At 29.8% G+C, this 17,207-nt stretch carries 13 protein-coding genes; 11 read left to right on the forward strand and 2 right to left on the reverse strand.

Annotated features, from left to right (window positions below):
* The first annotated feature begins 51 nt into the window (after positions 1-51).
* On the forward strand, positions 52-1,053 hold the full coding sequence (locus AC2GW8_RS01440; RefSeq protein WP_440881016.1) for a metal-dependent hydrolase: 1,002 nt from the start codon (positions 52-54) through the stop codon (positions 1,051-1,053).
* Between the two features lie 207 nt (positions 1,054-1,260).
* Here AC2GW8_RS01440 and AC2GW8_RS01445 read toward each other — a convergent pair whose 3' ends face one another.
* On the reverse strand, positions 1,261-2,280 hold the full coding sequence (locus AC2GW8_RS01445; RefSeq protein ID WP_440881017.1) for a hypothetical protein: 1,020 nt from the start codon (positions 2,278-2,280) through the stop codon (positions 1,261-1,263).
* Between the two features lie 562 nt (positions 2,281-2,842).
* Between AC2GW8_RS01445 and AC2GW8_RS01450 the strand changes: the two genes are divergently transcribed.
* From AC2GW8_RS01450 to AC2GW8_RS01465, 4 genes are all read left to right on the forward strand, one after another.
* A complete protein-coding gene (locus AC2GW8_RS01450; protein ID WP_440881018.1) occupies positions 2,843-3,466 on the forward strand; it encodes a hypothetical protein in 624 nt (207 codons plus the stop codon).
* Positions 3,444-4,463: a M12 family metallopeptidase gene (locus AC2GW8_RS01455; RefSeq protein WP_440881019.1), complete on the forward strand. Its 1,020-nt coding sequence runs from the start codon at positions 3,444-3,446 to the stop codon at positions 4,461-4,463. Before AC2GW8_RS01450 ends, AC2GW8_RS01455 begins: the two co-directional genes overlap by 23 nt.
* A 769-nt stretch (positions 4,464-5,232) precedes the next feature.
* Positions 5,233-5,682, forward strand: coding sequence for a hypothetical protein (locus AC2GW8_RS01460; RefSeq protein ID WP_440881020.1), 450 nt, complete (start codon positions 5,233-5,235; stop codon positions 5,680-5,682).
* A 75-nt stretch (positions 5,683-5,757) separates the two neighbouring features.
* The gene (locus tag AC2GW8_RS01465; protein ID WP_440881021.1) at positions 5,758-8,001 is read left to right on the forward strand and encodes a T9SS type B sorting domain-containing protein; all 2,244 of its coding nucleotides are present in this window, start codon (positions 5,758-5,760) and stop codon (positions 7,999-8,001) included.
* A 441-nt stretch (positions 8,002-8,442) separates the two neighbouring features.
* Here the strand turns inward: AC2GW8_RS01465 and pepE are convergent, their stop codons facing one another.
* Positions 8,443-9,147, reverse strand: a complete 705-nt coding sequence (gene pepE / locus AC2GW8_RS01470; protein ID WP_440881022.1) for a dipeptidase PepE — start codon at positions 9,145-9,147, stop codon at positions 8,443-8,445.
* Positions 9,148-9,354: 207 nt separating this feature from the next.
* Between pepE and AC2GW8_RS01475 the strand changes: the two genes are divergently transcribed.
* The 6 genes from AC2GW8_RS01475 to AC2GW8_RS01500 all read left to right on the forward strand — a co-directional run bounded on the left by AC2GW8_RS01475 (position 9,355) and on the right by AC2GW8_RS01500 (position 17,196).
* Positions 9,355-10,104 carry a BamP family beta-assembly machine protein gene (locus AC2GW8_RS01475; RefSeq protein ID WP_440881023.1) on the forward strand — a complete coding sequence of 250 codons (750 nt, stop codon included), beginning with the start codon at positions 9,355-9,357 and terminating at the stop codon, positions 10,102-10,104.
* Between the two features lie 103 nt (positions 10,105-10,207).
* The gene (locus AC2GW8_RS01480) at positions 10,208-10,768 is read left to right on the forward strand and encodes a BamP family beta-assembly machine protein (protein WP_440881024.1); all 561 of its coding nucleotides are present in this window, start codon (positions 10,208-10,210) and stop codon (positions 10,766-10,768) included.
* A gap of 192 nt (positions 10,769-10,960) precedes the next feature.
* Positions 10,961-11,764 carry a carboxypeptidase-like regulatory domain-containing protein gene (locus tag AC2GW8_RS01485; protein ID WP_440881025.1) on the forward strand — a complete coding sequence of 268 codons (804 nt, stop codon included), beginning with the start codon at positions 10,961-10,963 and terminating at the stop codon, positions 11,762-11,764.
* A 258-nt stretch (positions 11,765-12,022) separates the two neighbouring features.
* On the forward strand, positions 12,023-12,478 hold the full coding sequence (locus AC2GW8_RS01490) for a DUF6702 family protein (protein WP_440881026.1): 456 nt from the start codon (positions 12,023-12,025) through the stop codon (positions 12,476-12,478).
* Positions 12,479-12,547: 69 nt separating this feature from the next.
* Positions 12,548-14,785, forward strand: coding sequence for a M1 family metallopeptidase (locus AC2GW8_RS01495; protein ID WP_440881027.1), 2,238 nt, complete (start codon positions 12,548-12,550; stop codon positions 14,783-14,785).
* 104 nt (positions 14,786-14,889) lie between these two features.
* Positions 14,890-17,196, forward strand: a complete 2,307-nt coding sequence (locus AC2GW8_RS01500; protein ID WP_440881028.1) for a type IA DNA topoisomerase — start codon at positions 14,890-14,892, stop codon at positions 17,194-17,196.
* Positions 17,197-17,207: the final 11 nt, after the last annotated feature.

A 17,207-nucleotide genomic window follows, 5' to 3' on the forward strand; every position in this document is an offset into this window, starting at 1 on the left:
GTGTGATTAAGCATTAAAAAAGTAATCATTATAAAATATAATTAGAAAAAATTGGATTCACTTACCCAAATTGTATTAGGTGCTGCCGTTGGAGAAGCTGTTTTAGGTAAAAAAATTGGTAATAAAGCATTACTTTACGGAGCTATTGGAGGCACAATTCCTGATTTAGATGTATGCTTAGGTTTATTTACAGATACTATTACAGCGATAGAATTACATCGAGGTTTTAGTCATTCTATTTTATTTTCCATATTTATGGCACCTCTTCTAGGGTGGCTTGTGAATAAATTGGAGTACAAAAAAAATCTAGGTTGGCAAGCATGGACGAAACTATTTTTTGGAAGCTTAATTACACATCCTTTATTAGATGCATTTACTACATGGGGAACTCAATTATGCTGGCCTTTTGATATAAAGGTAGCTTTCAATGCTATTTTTGTTATTGATCCTTTGTATACACTACCATTACTCGTGGGATGCATTGGTGTAGCATGTTTTCAAAAAAATCTAAAACTCAGAACACGTCTCAATAAAATGGGACTCATACTTTCTACAACCTACTTATTAAGTACCCTAATTTTAAAATTTTATGCCCATCGAACAATTGAAACAGCATTAAAAAATCAAGGTATCGAATATACAACAATTAGTTCGCGACCATCCCCTTTAAATACCATTTTATGGAATGCCAATATTGATACAAAAGATTATTATCTTACAACTGATTATTCTTTTTTCGATACCCAACCTATACAATTCAAAAAATACCCCAAACTTCGTGAAAAATCAGCTGATTTAATTAAGTATACTAACATTCAGAGGCTTATAAAAATTGCAGAAGGTTGGTACATTATTGAAAAAAAAGATGGGCAATGGTACTTTAACGATTTACGTTTTGGGGTTATTCCAAGAGAGGATGGCTCTTCTTTTTTCGCCTTTTCTTATCTACTAGAAGAAAAAGAAAGAAAAATTCAAGCAACGGAAACACCAAAAAACCAACGAGATGCCAAATTTTTAATACAAACACTTTGGAAACGTTTACAGGGTAATTAAAAAGTGTAAAGTTGATGCTTTTATGGTAATCATAATTGCACGAGTAATCAGTTTCACTTATTCAACAAAGGGTATATCAATGATTTTATTAATACGTTTTTATTACTTACTAAAGATCTATATACATAGATATACCTTTACTAAATTTTAAATAAAAAAAACACCTAAAATAGGTGTTTTTTATTGTAACTTTTTTAAAACTGTTAGTTAGCTTTCGGGTATCAGAGATAATTTTCCGGAAAAATTAACTCCTTGATTTCGGTTATTCATTATTATTTTTTCCGATAATGATTCGTTTATACCTATATGTTTATCAAATATCCATATAAAAAAGGGGTGTGTTGTATTTTCATAAGATTTCGGTCTTATTGTAATAATAACATTTGGATGACTATTTAAAACAGTTGACGGTCTTCTAAGATCTAAGGGAAAATCTAGATTTGAGAATTTGCCGTTAGGATCCTCAATAAAATCTTCTCCAACAAATGGATAAACAGAATTAGCCCCCTTAAATTCATTATTAAATGAAGTACCGTAAATACTAGTGTCAGCTTGAGATATATTTGTGAATTTTCCAATGGGAAGATGAACAATGTTGTCCGCTGGGGTATTATCATCTAATAATATCCATGCGCCATATTCCCAATTTTCACCTAAAACAGGAAAGTTTTCGAACCCTCCAGTAGTAGCAGAAAGATCATTAATAAACCAGATTCCATTGTGATTTCCTCCGACGGAACCTGCAGAGGGAGCATTAAGAAAAAAGCTAGCTTTAGAATTAAGAAAACTTTCATTTTCTGAATTAAAGAGTCCATCTTCAAAGGATAAAGATATAGGGTTTGATGAAAGGTTTCCCGAGCCTTTGCATAAGATCCAATTAGATGGTTCTGATGGCTTTTTATAACTTTCTTCAACAGTTATAATAATATCTATATCTTCTTCTATCAATTCTTCTTGTTTTATCAAAATTTTTTTTCTACTGGGATGTAAACTGTCTCTTAAAAACAGAAATGATTTTAGGAAAATATACTTATTTTCTCCTTTTTTTGAAACCCATAAGTAATTTCTAAGATTTAAATCATTAGGTATATTTTTTGGGAAATTACTTAGGTTTAGATTTAAAGTGTATACTTTTTCGGTTTCAGGAGGTGGACTGTAAGTATCATCACATGATGCCATTAATAAAATCAAAGAAAAAACTATTGATATTTTTTTAATTATTTTCATTTTATTTTTTTATTAAAAAATCTATTTTTTGACAAAAATACACTTTAATTAAAAATAAAATGAAGTCTCACTCTGTTTCTAACATAAATTATAAATATAGATCATTCTCTTAACAATACAGAATGATGCTTATCATGAACCATACAAAAAGATTGATATAAAATTAAGTACTCTTTTTACAAAGGAAAATTTTAGGTGTATATAGTTCTATTCAATAGAACTAAAACAACTACACAAAACTTTAATTAAAACAAAAGGTTATTATTTGTAGGTAGTGTACATTACTAACAATGACATAAATATAGGTTCAAATGTCTAGTTATAAGCTTCTTATAAATCAAATATCAGAAGTGAAAGAAATTACAAATATTTCTTTTAAAACACTGATTATGATATATTTACGTTTTTTAAACTATTTTGATTTTCGAATAATGCAAAATATAAATAATGAATCAAGAAGAATTACAAATGTTAAAATATAGCCAATCACTATAAAGTAATACATTTGTAATACCCTTACTATTTAGCAGAAAAAATATTTTAATTTTTAAACCCTTTAATTATGAAAAATTTTTTTTTGTTAATCCTTATGCTTTGGTCCTTTATGTGCTTTTCTCAAGATCAAGCTTATAACTATACTAACATATCTTTAGATGGATGGCTGTTAGTAAACAATCAAGGAACTTCCAATGGTCTCGATAATGGCGTAGTATTTGGCACATCCTATGTTTGGGACTCTGGTGAGAGAATTGCAAGTAACAGAAAAAGTGGCGGTTACGGGCCTAAAAATGGTTTGAATTTCTTAACCAATTCTTCTATTAGAATGTGTATTGCTAACAATGGAAATATTGGAATAGGAACTAATAACCCTCAAAAAAAATTGAGTGTTAGTGGGACTATTTTGACAAAAGATATTGAAATTTCTAGTGACTCTTCGGACTGGCCTGATTATGTTTTTGAATCAAATTATAATTTAAAACCTATTGAGGAATTAGAAACCTTTATTTCTAAAAACAAACATTTACCTAACTTTAATTCTAAAAGAGCAATAAAAAAGTATGGAAGTTATAGTATTGATGATACTACGAAAAATCTTTTACAAACTGTAGAAGAATTATCACTTTACATTATTCAGCTTAATAATAAAATTAAAAAACTAGAAAATGAAGTTAAAAATAAAAACTAAATTATACTTCTTTCTTTATTATTCTATTTTAGTTTTATTCACTTCTTGTTACGACGATAAAGGAGTTTTTACCGACATAAAAAAGGATAATTTAACCAATAATGAAAAAATAATTATTGGAGAAAGCTTAGGTAATATTAACCTATATATAGATAAACACAAAGAAGATAATTTCTTAATCTTACTAGGAGATATGTTAATTCCAAAATCTTCAGTTAATATTTTAAAAATATATAACGTTAATGAATTTGAAATTGAAGATATTGATAATGATATTGCATATTTTAAAAAAAAGTACAGTACAGAAACTACGAAGCTTCGATCATCCATTAACTCTAACATATTGTATGGCGCAGAATTATGGGAAGGTCGATGGATTCATTTTGCTTTTAATGACAAAAATAATTTTAGTAAAAAACAATATGCTACAATTTTCAAAGCAATGAGCCATTGGGCTAATAAAACCAATATGAGGTTTAAAATTGTACCTGCTAATTCTCATTTAAAAAAAATAACAATCTTTAAAAAATCGTCAGGTTGTAATTGCTCTGTCGGATCAGTAGAAGGTAGTATGAATTTGTCTTTAACATGTGATTTTCAGTCAATTGTTCATGAAATAGGACACGCAGTTGGATTTGGACATGAGCATCAACGTCCGAAGAGAGATTCTTATTTAGCAAATTTTCATACTAATAAAGATTACCAATTTATAAAAGAAGGAATGAATAAACTCGGAGAAAATGGAAAATCTATAGTCGCTACTTTAAAAGCAAATCTGAGTAAAGAAAGTGTTTATGATGATTCACTTCCTTTTGACTATAATTCGGTTATGTTATATGGCTCTTGGCCCAGAAATCATCTAATTTTACGCGATTTCCTTAAGAGAAATAATTTACCCGTTTACACTCATTTAAACGGAGATCCTGTAGAAAGACCTAATTTTGGCCTTACTTCCATTGATATTAGAAAAACCTATGTAGCGTATCGTGGCTTATAAACACAAATCATAAAATGAATGAGTCTTTTCTTTTGAAAGACTCATTTTTTATTCTGCTTTTTTATTTTAGTTAGCTGGAAATCTTTACTGAAACTTCATTAAGCTAGATAAACTTAATTAATATTTATATTCTTAATAAAATATATATTATATGTATACAATACATAATGAACAACTGAATTTAAATCTAAAAGTTCATTTATATCCCATAATAAATATTAATGAACCTATATTATCTCTAGCGGTCTTTTTAATTTCCCTTTACGTTAACAATAAACTGTTTGTAGTCTAATTAATAAAAAACGGAATGTTTATTGTTTAGCAGAAAACCAAACCAATGTTAAATGATCCAAGCAATGAATAATCTTAGAAACGATAATATTCTGGGCTATTTACACATAATATAGAATTATAGCTTACGAATAAACTTAACGTATCGAAAATGGCTGTAACATAATTGTTGACGATATAAAACACTAGCGTGTTAATTATATCTATAATTATTTTAAATACACAGTATTCGCCATTTTACTCAAAACAATATATTTGTACTATAATGTACTGCGTTATGTTACTTTGCTTTGGAAAAAAGCGTTAGCAATAGACAATTTTCTCCAATTTTTTTAAACTCAAAAGTTTATTTAAGGATGTTAATTGGACATGCTTTTTGCTTAAAGGGCAGAGGAGAAGAGGTTAAATGTAAATGGAATGGGTTTAAATTGACAAATATTAATATATTTGTCAACCTTTTCTAAATCACATTATTAAAATGATAAAAAAATTAACGCTATGTTTTTTCGTCTTAATAAATCATATTTTATTTTCTCAATGTCCTACCGGAGATGTTTATTTGAATAGTCAAAGTGACGTTGAAAGTTTTATTTCAAATTATGGAACATGTGAAGTCATTACTGGTACGGTATACATAGGTGACGCTATCGATATTTCCGAGGTAACAGCTATTAAAAGAATAGAAGGATCCTTAATAATTTCCTATTCTGAAATAACGAGCGTATCAAACTTTAGTAATTTAGAATTCGTTGGTGGTGATTTTATAATTGATCAAAGTCATTTAATTGGAACTATTGAAGGAATTAATAAGTTGCAAACGGTCAATGGAGATTTTTTAATTATTGGAAATTATTCTGTTTTAAAGGATATAAAAGGATTTAATGCGTTAGAAAAAATTGGAGGAAACTTTCAAGTGTCTGAGAATTAAGCATTAGAAACAATATCTACCTTCAGTAATTTACTAAATATTGATGGATATTTTGTGATACGTAGAGCTAATGCAATGGAAAAACTTGAGGGGTTTGATAACTTGGTTAGAATTGGTGGCGGACCCGATGCTTCACCCCTTAAAGGAAATCTCAGTATTGAAAACAATGATTCACTTCTTGAAATAAGTGGTTTTAATTCTTTAAGGGAAGTAATTCGTAATATTGACATTACCGAAAATCGTAATCTATTAACTATTAATGGTTTTACAAATTTAGCAATAGTAACAAAAATTATGAATTTAAGTGGAAGCCCAAATTTAACAATGATTCCCTCATTCGAAAATCTAATTACTATTGGTAGTGGTTTAGAGATTTTTACGACAGGTTTAGCACAAATAAATGGATTTAATAATATTCAAATTATTGGAGATTTAAATCCTTCTTGGGGTAACTTATATATTCTGGAAAACGATAATCTTATAGAAATAACTGGGTTCACAGGGTTAACTAAGTTAGAAGGCGATTTAGGCATAGGTCAAAATAATAAACTAATGAATCTACAGGGATTTAGAAATCTAATAGAAGTTAGAGCTTTAGGTATTGGGAATAATCCTTTATTAACAAATTTAAATGGCTTAGAAAGTGTTTTTATAGCAGATGCACCTGGAGGAACAGCTATAAGTATTAGCGGGAATCATTCTTTAACTGATTGTTCAATTTTATGCAATTTATTAACTAATGGAATTATTAATGGTGAAATTTTTATATCTGATAATCCTTCAAAATGTAGTAGTGAAGAAGAAATTAGAGATGAATGTATCCCAGATTTTGATAATGATGGAATTTTAAATGATGATGATTTGGATGATGATAACGACGGAATTCTTGATATTATAGAACAAAATGGAGACCCGAATAGAGATACGGACTCCGATAGCTATCCAGACCATCAAGATCTAGATAGTGATAATGACGGATGTTTTGATGTTATAGAGGCAGGCTTTACAGATAGTGATCAGAATGGGACTTTGGGAAATTTACCTGATGATGTTGATGTCAATGGATTAATTATTGGCGAGACCGATGGTTATACACCCCCTTTAGATAATAATTCCGATAGTGTTTTTGATTTTCAACAAGCGAATACATTAAGTGCAGGAGAAAATGGAAGTTTAGAGATTTGTATAAATAGTAGTTCCGTCGATTTGTTTGACAGTCTAACAGGTACGCCAGATACAGGGGGAGTATGGACACCAAGTTTAACCAGTGGAACAGGTATTTTTGATCCCTCAGTAGATACTCCAGGAGTTTATATTTATACGGTTAACAATGGTGTTTGTGGTTCAGACACTTCAGAAGTTGATGTAACTATTGATGCATTACCAAATGCAGGAGAGAATGGAAGTTTAGAGATTTGTATAAATAGTAGTTCCGTCGATTTATTTGATAGTCTAATGGGTACACCAGATACAGGAGGCATATGGACACCAAGTTTAACCAGTGGAACAGGTGTTTTTAATCCTTCAGTAGATGATGCAGGAGTTTATACTTATGCGGTTACCAATGGCGTTTGTGGTTCAAACACTTCAGAAGTTGATGTAACTATTGAAGCATTACCAAATGCAGGAGAGAATGGAAGTTTAGAAATTTGTATAAATAGTAGTTCCGTCGATTTATTTGAGAGTCTAACGGGTACACCAGATACAGGAGGCATATGGTCACCAAGTTTAACCAGTGGAACAGGTGTTTTTAATCCCACATTAGATGTTGCAGGAATTTATACTTATACGGTTACCAATGGCATTTGTGGTTCAGATATCTCAGAAGTTAATGTTACAATAACGAATGTGATGCCTATTTCTGATTATGAAATTAAAATAAGAGAGTTTAGTAGTAATAATAGTCTAGAGGTTATTATCAACTCTAATTTAGAGTATGAATTTTCTTTAGATGGAGTTAATTATCAGAGAAGCAATGAGTTTAATAATCTGGATGGTGGTGATTATACCATATATGTTCAAGAAATTAACGGATGTGGAATTTTAGAAACGACAGTTTCAATTTTAGATTATCCGAAGTTTTTTAAACCTAACAATGATGGTTTTAATGATACTTGGAAACTAAAAGGGAGGACAAATAAAAATTATTCTATATATATTTATAATAGATATGGAAAACTTCTAAAAAAATTAACTTCACCTGAAAGCAGTTGGGATGGAACTTTTAATGGGAATCAGCTTCCAACTAACGATTATTGGTTTAAGGTCGTTTTTGCTAATGGAACAGTAAAAAGTGGTCATTTTACACTAAAAAGGTAAATATTAGTATGTAAAACAGCCTCAGAAAACTTTATTTATTGGCTATTATTTAAATATGAGGTCAGATGTAAACAAATAAAACAGTCCGAATAATTTAATATCGCGACCAATTATATACAAACGAACGAAATGTTTATTGTTTAGCAGAAAACCAAACCAATGTTAAATGACCCGAGTACTGAATAATCTTTAGAAACGTAAATATTTTGGGCTATTTACACATAATATAGAATTATAGCTTACGAATAAACTTAACGTATCGAAAATGGCTGTAACATAATTGTTGACGATATAAAACACTAGCGTGTTAATTATATCTATAATTATTTTAAATACACAGTATTCGCCATTTTACTCAAAACAATATATTTGTACTATAATTAATATTATGTTAAATAGAATATTTTAAAAGTGAAAAAACTTCATTTCAGGTTAAAACCATTAATGAAATACCACTTCGCTATCCGGTGTTAATTCAATAGCCTCTTTATTGGGTTGAAAACATCGAGCCGTTAATGAACCTCTTAAAGTTATCGTATTACCTAAAACTTCCAACCAACTTCCTTCGCGTAAACCTAATACAGGAGTCTCGTTAAAAATATGATATTCTTTAATTCGCATTTCACGCGTTTCACCCATGTGCGTTGAATCTGGATCTGGATCTAAATAATGTGCATTAATATTAAACGGAATAACACCTAAAGTATCGAAACTTGGCGGATATACAATTGGCATATCATTAGTATTCATCATGGTTACGCCACAGATATTGCTTCCTGCACTTGTTCCTAAATACGGAATTCCATTCGTTAAAACTTCCTTTAAAACTGTTATTAAATCATTTTTATACAATTGATTTACCAACTCAAATGTATTGCCACCTCCTGTAAAAATACCTTTAGCATTGGAGATTGCATTTTTTGCAGAATCAAACTCATGAATACCGCGTATACTGATACCAATTTTTTCGAAAGCTTCTTTGGCTTTTTTTGTGTACCCATCATAACTAATTCCTCCTGGTCTTGCATAAGGAATAAATATGATTTCATGAACACCTTTAAAATGCTTTTTTAAAGTAGGTAAAATATAAGCTAAGTAATTACTACCATGAACTGTTGATGTACTTGCTATAAGGAGTTTTTTCATTGTATACATTAATTTGAATTATTTATAGAGCTCTAAAAATACCACCAAAACTACCCAATCTAAAAGGACTAAACAATAAAATATTTAAAAATAAACATGCGCACATAAGTATTTGTTTAACAAAAAATTACCATCTCGTTAAGACAGATTTAATACCTGTAAGTGTTTATTTTGCAGTGTTTTACATCTATTAAAATAATTCTATTTATGCAACAAATATTACTTTTTATCGTATTACTTATATTAAAATTAACGTTAATACAAAAAAAAGAAAAAACAATAACAGGAATAATTAAGGATAGCAACGGAGTGATTGTATATGCACATGTTTTAAATAAGACAACACATAAAGGAACAATTACCAATGAGCAAGGAATATTTTCTATAGAAGTTTCTTTGGGTGATGAGCTTCAAGTTACTTCTATTCAGCACCAACCTGAGGTGTTTGTGGTCGACAAAAAAATATTCAAAAAAGAAACATTAAATATTAAAATGCATATCAGAACAAATTTATTAGAAGAAATTGCTATTAAAAGACATGAATTATCGGGTAACCTACTCGTTGATATGAAGAGTGTTCCCAATAAACATGAAAAAAAAGAGAAACAACTAAATAATCTTGTTGGGGGAATTCAAAAATTGGCAAAAAACATGCCTGACACAAATTCTGGTAATATTTCTATTGGAGCGGGAAGACTTAGAAGAGAAAGAGAAGACAAAAAACGGTTACAACAACGACAAGATTTTCCAGATAAATTATTACAAACACTAGGTTCTCATTTCTTTTTTGAAAAGTTAAAAATCCCTCCAAAAAAATACTATCACTTTATATCTTTCTGTGAAGTAAAAAATATTCAATCACTACATCAATCAAAAAAAACGTTTCAACTTATAGAAATTTTAAAAACAGAAAGCATAGTTTATTTGAAAGAAATAAAAAGTCAATTGGTTGACTAAGAAAGCAATCATATATAAAATAGTTAAGTATTTGATTAACTTTAACATATATTAACTAAGAGTTTCCAAATTAGATAGTATTTTTGAGAAAATAGAATAAATTATGATAAAACAAATACCGTTTGTAACACTACTTATTTTTTTAGTAACAAAAGTTTCTGTAGCTCAAAAAATTGTTCCAATTCCTTTAAACTATAAAGAAAATACTATTAACAAAGACTTAAAAGAGCAAGTCAATAAACATCATAAAAATATTGCTTTGTTTCCTATAGCTCAAGAAGAACTCCATTTGAATAAGCCTACTCATTTACCTGTATTAGATAACTGTAATGGTTTACCGCTTAGTACTAATTCAATATACGATGCCAAAGATTATCAAAAGTCTGCATTGATTTTATGGGAAACAAAAAAGAATAAAAAAAAGAATAAAAAAAAGAAAAAGAAAACAAAAATAATCCCTAACTATTCAAGTCTATCAATCGATTTACTAAATAAAATAGGTGATCATTTTTTCTTTGAAGAATTACAAATACCTAAAGACAAACTTGAACACTTCATTGAATTTTGTTCATACAATAAAGTGGAACAACTATACAACGATGAAAGTATTTTAGATCTAATCGATTTACTAAAAAATAAAAGTAATTTATACAATAGACATTAGTATAATTATGTTTTTTTACGAGAGCACCTTAAAGAATCTTTTTTTATTTGAACCCCATTCAATTTTTAACCACCTCCCTCCTGACCCCCACTCATCAAAAAAAAAGTAAAAAAAGAAAAGGAATTTGTAAATTTTATAAAATCAATTATAGCAAGCCTAATTGTATACCCCCTAATTACTGTGCAGAATAAGATGAAAAAAACAATTACTATTTTAACCCTATTTACTTTTTTGATTAGTTTTTCTCAAATTGACGAAAAAATTATTAATGGAAAAATATTAGACCGTTCAGGAATAATACCTGACGTTCATATTGTAAATACAATAACAAATCAAGCCACATACTCAAATGAAAATGGAGAATTTAAAATTCAAGTTAGACGAAATGATATGTTACGACTATCTTGTGTTGGATACAAAACGAAGTTCATCATAATAAATAAAGAAAATTTACATCTACAGCAAAATATTTTTGTCATAGAAAAAACATTATACACACTTGATGAAATTAAACTTAGGACCAGTAGACTTCTTGGTTCTTTAGCATTAGATACTAAAGAAACGCCTATAGATTTGAAAAATAAATCTTTAATGGAAACCATGGATTTTTCTGATATTGATTTTAATAGTAACAATTTAAATGAACAATCAGATCAAAATACCTATCCAAATTCTGTAACATCTGATCCTACTACTTTATTTAAAGGATTGGGAACTTCAATAAATATGCCTTTCAATCGATCTAAGAAATTATGGAAATTACGGAAAGAACTCGCTTTTAAGAAAGGAATACCTGCAAAGTTAATGAAAGAGCTTGGTACTAAATTTTTCTTTATAGAATTAGGGATTCCTCCAGAAAAATACTATCACTTCCTAGATTTTTGTGAACACTCAGGAATTGAGAACTTATACAAAAAAGGACATAAAATAAAGGTTATCAATGTTTTACAAAAAGAAAGTAAAATATATTTAGAAACATTAAACAAAAAAGAGTGAATACTAAGGAATATTAAAGTATAGTGATTAGAAACTAAAGTTAAAGTAGTTTCTTTCAATTTATCAAATTAAAGTATAAAATCTGATTTAAAAATAGTAATTTTGAGAACTGATTATTAATCAGACACATATAAAAAACAATAAATGAAGGGGCATTGAGTTTTTTTGATCATAAAATCGAGAATTACTTATTGTATTGATTACAAGTATATTTTAAGAGTGAAAAAGTTAACCATTATACTTATATCTTTTATTTGTATGTCTTTCTTAGCATTGCATAAATATTATATTGCTTTGACTGAAATAGAATACAGTAGTAAAAGTAAAAGTATCCAAATTATTATGAATGTGTTTATGGATGATATTGAGTTAGCCATAAATAAAGAATATAATACGCACTTGAATTTGGATGCAAAAACTGAAATAAAAAATGTAGATACTTTGTTTATAGACTATTTGAATAAACATTTCAAAATAGAAATAAACAACGAATCTAAAAGATATAATTTTATTGGAAAAGAATATGACGGGAATATACTGTATTTTTATCTTGAAATTGAAAATATAATTGCAGTAAGCTCCATACATATAAAAAATAATGTGCTTATAAAGCATTTCTCTAACCAACAAAATTTAGTTAAAGCTACTATTAATAAAAAACGAAAAAGTTTATTTTTAAACAAAGAAAATGATAAAGGTTTGTTGAAATTTTAACATAATAATAAGTTTTTATCAAGTATGAAGTAATTTTTACAACAATTAAATCAAATTTTAAACGCAAAAATGAGAAAAAACATATTGTTTATACTGTCGGTCTTTATGGTTTCAGTTTCTTTATGTGCGCAAGAAACTGAAAAAAGTGCTCCAAAATTAAAGCAACAAGGGCACACAGACCAAAATAAGTTTCGTCAAATGAAAGACGTATTAGCTACACCTAATGATCAACGTACTGCATCAGGCGCTCCAGGTCATGGATATACTCAGCAAAAAGTTGACTATACCATGGACATCAGAGTTGACGAGGCTACTGACAAATTATATGGTGATGAAACAATTACTTATCATAATAATTCTAAAGATCACTTAGAGTATTTATGGGTTCAATTAGACCAAAATAAACGTGCTCCGAATTCAAAATCACCTCTTGCCGAATCTAAAGGAGCAGCACCATTTTCTTCTGTAGAAGATTTTGTTGATGATAATATGTCTGAGCCGAAACAGTATGGATATAATATAGAGTCAGTTAAATATGCCGATGGAAGAGACTTGTCTCATACGATCAACCGAACAATGATGCGTATTAACTTATCTACTCCTCTTGCTCCTGGAGACACCTTTAGATTTAGGATTAAGTGGAATTTCTTAATTCCCGATTATGTCAATGATGGTGGACGCTCTGGTTTAGAGTCATTTCCTGATGGCAATAAAAATTATACTATAGCACAGTTTTTCCCTAGATTGGCAGTTTATAATAATGTTGAAGGTTGGCAAAACATGCAGTTTTGGGGACGTAGTGAATGGGCGTTGGAATTTGGTGATTATGATGTAAAACTAACGGTACCTGCCGATCATATAGTAGATGCTACTGGTGAATTGCAAAATGAAAAGCTTGTATTGACAAAAGAGCAACGTAACCGTTGGGAAAAAGCAAGAAAATCTTATAATAACCCTGTTTTCATCGTAACCGAGGAAGAGGCTAAGAATAACGAAAAAGGTAGAACGACTAAAACAAAAACATGGCATTTTAAAGCCAATCAAGTACGCGATTTTGCTTTTGCGTCGTCAAGAAAATACATATGGGATGCTATGGCTGTTAAAATTAATGATAGAACTGTAATGGCAGTATCATTATATCCTAAAGAAGGAAATCCTTTATGGGAAAAGCACTCTACAAGGGTTGTTGCGAATACATTGGAAGAATATTCAAAAATGACCTTTGACTATCCCTATTCTAAAGCCATATCGGTTCATGCTAAAGCACAAGGTATGGAGTATCCTATGATTTGTTTCAACTACGGAAGACCTAATCCAGATGGCACCTATTCTGATCGTATCAAAAATGGAATGATCGGTGTGATCACCCATGAAGTAGGACATAATTTTTTTCCTATGATTATTAACTCTGATGAACGTCAGTGGACTTGGATGGATGAAGGGTTAAATTCTTTTGTTGAAATTTTAGCAGAATTAGATTACGATCCTGCTTTTAATACAAGAAATTTACCTAAAGATATTGTTGGTTACATGGGAATGGATCAAAATAATTTATCACCTATTATGTCTCAAGGGGATTATGTTCATAATTTTGGTCCAAATGCTTATACTAAACCTGCTGCAGGACTTTACATGCTTCGCCAAACGATTATGGGACCTGAATTATTTGACTACGCCTTTAGAACTTATTCTAAACGTTGGATGTTTAAGCACCCAACTCCTGCTGATTTTTTTAGAACCATGGAAGATGCGTCAGGAATGGATTTAGATTGGTTTTGGAGAGGATGGTTTTACACAACAGATTATACAGATATCGGTATCAAAAGTGTGAAAGAAATATACATTACTGATAAACCAAACAAAAGAACTTTAGAACTAAAAAAGCAATACCCAGATTATTTTAATGGTCTTGGTAAATTAATTTACCTTACCACAGAAAAGGAAGACGTAAATGCAAAAGAACTAGAAGTATATATCAAATCATTACCTAAAAATAAAAGAGCACAATTAAAAAAACTCCCAAAATTCATGTATCAAGTTGAATTTGAAAAACCAGGAGGCTTGGTAATGCCAATTATTCTTGAAATTAATTATGCTGATGGAAGTAAAAAACGAGAAACATATCCAGCACAAATTTGGAAAAAAAATGATCATCAAGTTTTTAGAACATTTTATTCGGAAAAAGAAATCAAAAGTTTTATAATTGATCCTGATCAAGAAACTGCTGATATTGATACATCAAATAACAGCTGGCCTAAACAAGAATCTAGCAGATTCGATAAGTTTAAAAAGAGCTTGAAAAATTAATTATAAATAATTAATAATTGTTAAAAAAACGTGGTTATTACCACGTTTTTTGTTTGTATTGATATTTCAAAATATAGTACTTTTAAGGCCTTAAAAAAGAGTGAATGAAGGTTTGTATTGCCGAAAAGCCCAGTGTTGCCAGAGAAATAGCTAATATCTTAGGTGCCAAAACCAAACATGACGGATATTTTGAAGGAAATGGTTATGCTGTTACCTATACATTTGGCCATTTATGTACGCTTTTAGAACCAAAAGATTACAAACCTTACTGGAAAAGTTGGGATCTAAACAATTTACCGATGCTTCCCGAAAGGTTTAATACAAAAGTATCAGAAGACAGCGGCATTCAAAAACAATTTAAGATTATAAAATCCTTATTTGATAAAGCATCTGTTGTTATCAATTGTGGAGATGCGGGCCAAGAAGGAGAATTAATTCAACGATGGGTAATTAATCAGGCGAATTACAAAGGAAAAGTAGAACGTTTATGGATTTCCTCTCTTACAGAAGAAGCAATTAAAGAAGGTTTTAAAAGCTTAAGAAGTGAAGAACAATATAACAATTTATACTATGCCGGATATTCCAGAGCAATTGGAGATTGGTTATTAGGCTTAAATGCAACACGGCTTTATACAGTTAAATTTGGAAGAGATCGACAAGTTCTGTCTATTGGTAGGGTACAAACTCCTACATTGGCTATGTTAGTAGAGCGTTACACTGAGATTAAAAAATTTGAGCCTCAACCCTACTGGGAGTTACAAACAACCTATCGCGAAACGCTTTTCAATTGTGAAGAAGGTCGTTTTAAAAGAAAAGAAGAAGGTGAAAACTTTGCTGACAAAGTTAAAAAGGCAGAATTTGAAATTACCTCAGTTACCAAGAAAAAAGGAAAAGAATACGCTCCTAAACTATTTGATTTAACAGGTTTACAGGTGTATTGTAATAATAAATTTGGTTTCTCAGCAGATGATACCTTAAAAATAGTTCAAAAGCTTTACGAAATGAAGGTAGTTACTTATCCGAGAGTAGACACCACATTTCTTCCTAATGATATTTACCCTAAAGTACCTGGGATTTTAAAGAATTTAACAGCGTATGCAAGTTTAACACAGATTCTATTAGAAAAAAAAATAAGAAAATCGACCAAAGTATTTAATGATAAGAAAGTAACAGATCACCATGCCATTATTCCAACTGGAGTACAAATAAAACTTCAATATAACCAGCAACAAGTATATGACATCATTGTTCGTCGTTTCATTGCTGTTTTTTATCCTGATAGTGATATCGCAAATACGGCGGTAACTGGAAAAGCTGATGATGTTTCTTTTAAAACTACAGGAAAAGAGGTGTTAACAAAAGGATGGCGTGTTGTTTTTGAAACAGAAAATTCTTCAAAAAAGGTTTCAGAATCTGGCGTGCTTCCTACTTTTGAAAAGGGAGAAAAAGGCCCTCATGTACCTTCTTTTTTAGAAAAGGAAACAAAACCACCAAGAAACTATACTGAAGCCAGCTTATTAAGAGCTATGGAGACTGCTGGAAAACAGGTTGAAGACGATGAAATGCGTGAATTAATGAAAGAAAACGGTATTGGAAGACCGTCAACAAGGGCAAGCATCATTGAAACTTTATTTAAAAGAAAATATATTGAGAGACAAAAAAAATTAATTATACCAACGCAAACAGGCATTGACTTAATAAATGTAATCGATAATGAACTATTAAAATCAGCAGAACTTACAGGTTTGTGGGAAAAAAGATTGAAAGAAATTGAACGCGGAGATTACCATGCGAGTACTTTTATTAAACAAATGAAAAAAATGGTTGATAATCTTGTGTATGAAGTTAGATCAAGTAATAAAACCCAACGTATTTCGTATATGTCTGAGTCGAATGTAGCAAGAAAAAAAAGCAAAACCGTACCAAAAAAGAAAGTTGTTGTAGGAAAAGTTTGTCCAAAATGTAAAAAAGGAAGTATTTTAAAAGGTAAAAAAGCATTTGGCTGCTCTGAATATGGAAATGGTTGTAAACTTACCTTACCTTTTGAATTTATGGGGAAAAAAATCTCGGAAAGTCAAATCACTCGACTAATTGATAAAGGATGCACCACTAATTTAAAAGGTTGGAAAACAGATCAAGGTAAAATAGAAGCTTTACTCCGATTTGATGAGCATTATGTTTTAAAACTAGAGCCTAAAAAGAATAGTACAACGCAAAAAGTAAATAACAAAAATACCTCGGTAAAGTGTCCTAAATGTAAAGAGGGTAATCTCTTAAAAGGTAAAGCAGCCTATGGTTGTTCAAACTATAAGAAAGGATGTAGTTTTACCTATACATTTGAAGATATAAAAACTAAAGCAAAAGGGAAACCACTTACTAAAGAATTAGTATATAAAATCATATCAGAATAATCTTAAAAATT

The sequence above is a fragment of the Tenacibaculum profundi genome (assembly GCF_057162725.1).

Excerpts from the sequence above, each read along its gene's own strand:
- AC2GW8_RS01460 (WP_440881020.1), top strand. The coding sequence starts at position 5,233 with ATGATAAAAAAATTAACGCTATGTTTTTTCGTCTTAATAAATCATATT.
- AC2GW8_RS01450 (WP_440881018.1), top strand. The coding sequence starts at position 2,843 with ATGAAAAATTTTTTTTTGTTAATCCTTATGCTTTGGTCCTTTATGTGC.
- AC2GW8_RS01480 (WP_440881024.1), top strand. The coding sequence starts at position 10,208 with ATGATAAAACAAATACCGTTTGTAACACTACTTATTTTTTTAGTAACA.
- AC2GW8_RS01455 (WP_440881019.1), top strand. The coding sequence starts at position 3,444 with ATGAAGTTAAAAATAAAAACTAAATTATACTTCTTTCTTTATTATTCT.
- AC2GW8_RS01500 (WP_440881028.1), top strand. The coding sequence starts at position 14,890 with ATGAAGGTTTGTATTGCCGAAAAGCCCAGTGTTGCCAGAGAAATAGCT.
- AC2GW8_RS01445 (WP_440881017.1), bottom strand. The coding sequence starts at position 2,280 with ATGAAAATAATTAAAAAAATATCAATAGTTTTTTCTTTGATTTTATTA.
- AC2GW8_RS01485 (WP_440881025.1), top strand. The coding sequence starts at position 10,961 with ATGAAAAAAACAATTACTATTTTAACCCTATTTACTTTTTTGATTAGT.
- AC2GW8_RS01465 (WP_440881021.1), top strand. The coding sequence starts at position 5,758 with ATGGAAAAACTTGAGGGGTTTGATAACTTGGTTAGAATTGGTGGCGGA.
- pepE (WP_440881022.1), bottom strand. The coding sequence starts at position 9,147 with ATGAAAAAACTCCTTATAGCAAGTACATCAACAGTTCATGGTAGTAAT.
- AC2GW8_RS01475 (WP_440881023.1), top strand. The coding sequence starts at position 9,355 with ATGCAACAAATATTACTTTTTATCGTATTACTTATATTAAAATTAACG.
- AC2GW8_RS01490 (WP_440881026.1), top strand. The coding sequence starts at position 12,023 with ATGTCTTTCTTAGCATTGCATAAATATTATATTGCTTTGACTGAAATA.
- AC2GW8_RS01495 (WP_440881027.1), top strand. The coding sequence starts at position 12,548 with ATGAGAAAAAACATATTGTTTATACTGTCGGTCTTTATGGTTTCAGTT.